The sequence below is a fragment of the Bacillus pseudomycoides DSM 12442 genome (assembly GCF_000161455.1).
GTDB lineage: Bacteria > Bacillota > Bacilli > Bacillales > Bacillaceae_G > Bacillus_A > Bacillus_A pseudomycoides.
Window position 1 is genome coordinate 5,032,717 of record NZ_CM000745.1, and the last position, 2,427, is coordinate 5,035,143.

Below are 2,427 nucleotides of genomic sequence, written 5' to 3' on the forward strand. Positions count from 1 at the left end.
TCGTAGGTACCATCTTACTGTTTGCAAAATAATATCATGATGATAATGCTTCCACTTGAATAAATTTCGCTTTTCCATACTGATCACGCACCTTTTTAGAGTAATAGTATCAGTATGTCCAAGATTTAGAGATTACTTGCAATTATCTTGAAGTTTTTGCACCAGAACCTATTATCTTAACAAAGAAAATTAAAAAACGAATTTAAAAGGGTCCTTATGTTGAATACATGTACTCAACGTAAGGGCGGATTATGTAAAATGACAATAAAGTTATTTAATTAGCAAGTAAAAAGTGATATTGTGAGCAGAATGAAAAATATCAAAAAGTTGATTTAGAAAAAGCACTGCCAAAATCTTCAGCAATGCTTTTCGATTAGACGTACTACGATAATGAGCGTCTACTATCTTCTATACGTTTGCTCATGAATAGAATACAAATTTGTATTTAAAATAAGTTCTGTGTGTGTTTATATATTTACTTTAATTTCAAGATACGTTCTACTTCCTCCACACTTAACTTACTTGCTTTTGCAATAGTTTCAAGCGGTACACCAATTTCATGCATCCCTCGAATCATTTGCATCTTACCTTGCTCAATGCCTTTTTCCATACCCTCTTGTTCTGCATGTGCAAGCTTCGCTTGTTCATCAAGTAAAAGCTTTTCACGAGCTTCATATGCAATTCGGAAAGAAGAATCATGACTCATATTTTCCCATTTATCCATCGCTTTTTGTAAGATTGGATCTTGATTCATAGCAATCTCCTCCAGTGTTTGAGTTAAATGTTCATCTTCATGTGCCGGTAATAATAACATCCAACGAACAAATGCATTTTCCCATGGGTTCACTTTTTCTTCGCGCCACTGTTTAACTAGCTTTGGGATCTCTACAAAATGGATTTCCATATCATCACTCAATACTTGATGTGTCCTTGTATTCCAGAGTTTCCCTGTTGTATGAAATGCTTCATCACTAGAAAATAACTTGAAATCTAATAGGTTAATGGTTATTGTTTTTCGAAGCGAACGATACGGCATGCCTTCTTGCATTTGAGAGGTATATAATTTAGACCAATAATAGAGGGAACGTTTAATCATATCATGTGTATTGCGAATCTGTATCTCTACATTTATTTGTGTCCCATTATCAAGAGTTGCGAGTAAATCTAAAATGGATAATTTATCGTCTTCATATGATTTGTGGAGATGTGTGTCTTCCAATTGTAAAGACACAATCGGCACATCTAAAGATTCTTCTAAAATGGCATTAAGAAAGCCCGTGAGAATATCTTCACTTCCTTTTGTACCAAATAATTGTTTAAACGCAAAATCAATTCGTAAATTTACTAACTTATTGGACATGGATTTCTTCTCCCTGTCGTTTCTTTTTCTTAGTATTATTGTACAAGATAAATCGATTTGTATGCAAATCCCGTTTCTGTTGCAAAGTAAAACATAGAGAATCTAGGGTTGCATCGTTAAATGGTTATGCAACCATTAATAATTCCGGTTCTGGTGCAAAAACCATTTGATAGAGATATAGAACCTACATGGCCTATTCAATGACAGATTATGATGCAATTCCAAATAACTTATGTATGAACCCAACTTCATTTTGAGCAGACTTCACCTGTAGGTTAAGTTGTCCTTTTTTCATCATATGCATGGCTTCAACGCCGCTCAATATAGAAGTGGCTGTTTCATACGACTTGAATCCTAACATAGAACGTACACGTTTCTCAATGAAACGGTGATCCTGTTCCACTATATTATTGAGATATTTAACTTGCCTTATTTGTATGCCTTCAGGCATATGTTTCTCTTCTTTTAACTCTTGAATCGCTACGGGATAGGCCGGGTTCTTGTCTACGGTTATCACACGAGGCTTAGAAACGTGCGAAAAAGCCAAGGCTTTCTTAAAAAAGCGCTTGGCTGCTTGTTTATTTCTTGCTTTACTTAGATAAAAATCAATGGTATTCCCTTCTGAATCAACGGCCCGATACAGATATATCCATTGACCTTTGACTTTCACATAGGTTTCATCGACTCTCCAGGAATCATTGGTTGTCTTAAGATAACGTCGTACTCGTTCATCTAATTCGGGTCCATATTGATGAACCCAACGCATAATAGTTGTATGAGCCATAGATAGTCCACGTTCTTCCATCATTTCGACTAAATCACGAAAACTGAGGTTATACCGTAGGTACCATCTCACAGTTAATAAAATCATATCAGGTTGATAATGCTTCCATTTGAACAAATTTTCCTTTTTCATACCGATCACACACCTTTTTTAGAGTAATAGTATCAGTATGTCCAAGTTTAAGAGATTCTTTGCACCAAAACCTACGAGCGTGTATTGATTTTTATTTCCCCAAAATAATTACATGAAAATCTATTATTTCGAACTATCCCATGACCCATCT

General features: G+C 35.1%; 2 protein-coding genes and 1 pseudogene. All 3 read right to left on the bottom strand.

Translation table 11 applies throughout. The features are described from left to right. Nucleotides 1-78 (bottom strand): annotated as a pseudogene (locus BPMYX0001_RS32785) (IS6 family transposase); the annotation flags it as partial. A gap of 397 nt (nucleotides 79-475) precedes the next feature. Further along, nucleotides 476-1,360: an Rpn family recombination-promoting nuclease/putative transposase gene (locus BPMYX0001_RS25525; RefSeq protein WP_006097070.1), complete on the bottom strand. Its 885-nt coding sequence runs from the start codon at nucleotides 1,358-1,360 to the stop codon at nucleotides 476-478. A 208-nt stretch (nucleotides 1,361-1,568) separates the two neighbouring features. Continuing rightward, nucleotides 1,569-2,276 carry an IS6 family transposase gene (locus BPMYX0001_RS25530; RefSeq protein ID WP_033799380.1) on the bottom strand — a complete coding sequence of 236 codons (708 nt, stop codon included), beginning with the start codon at nucleotides 2,274-2,276 and terminating at the stop codon, nucleotides 1,569-1,571. Nucleotides 2,277-2,427 lie beyond the last annotated feature (151 nt).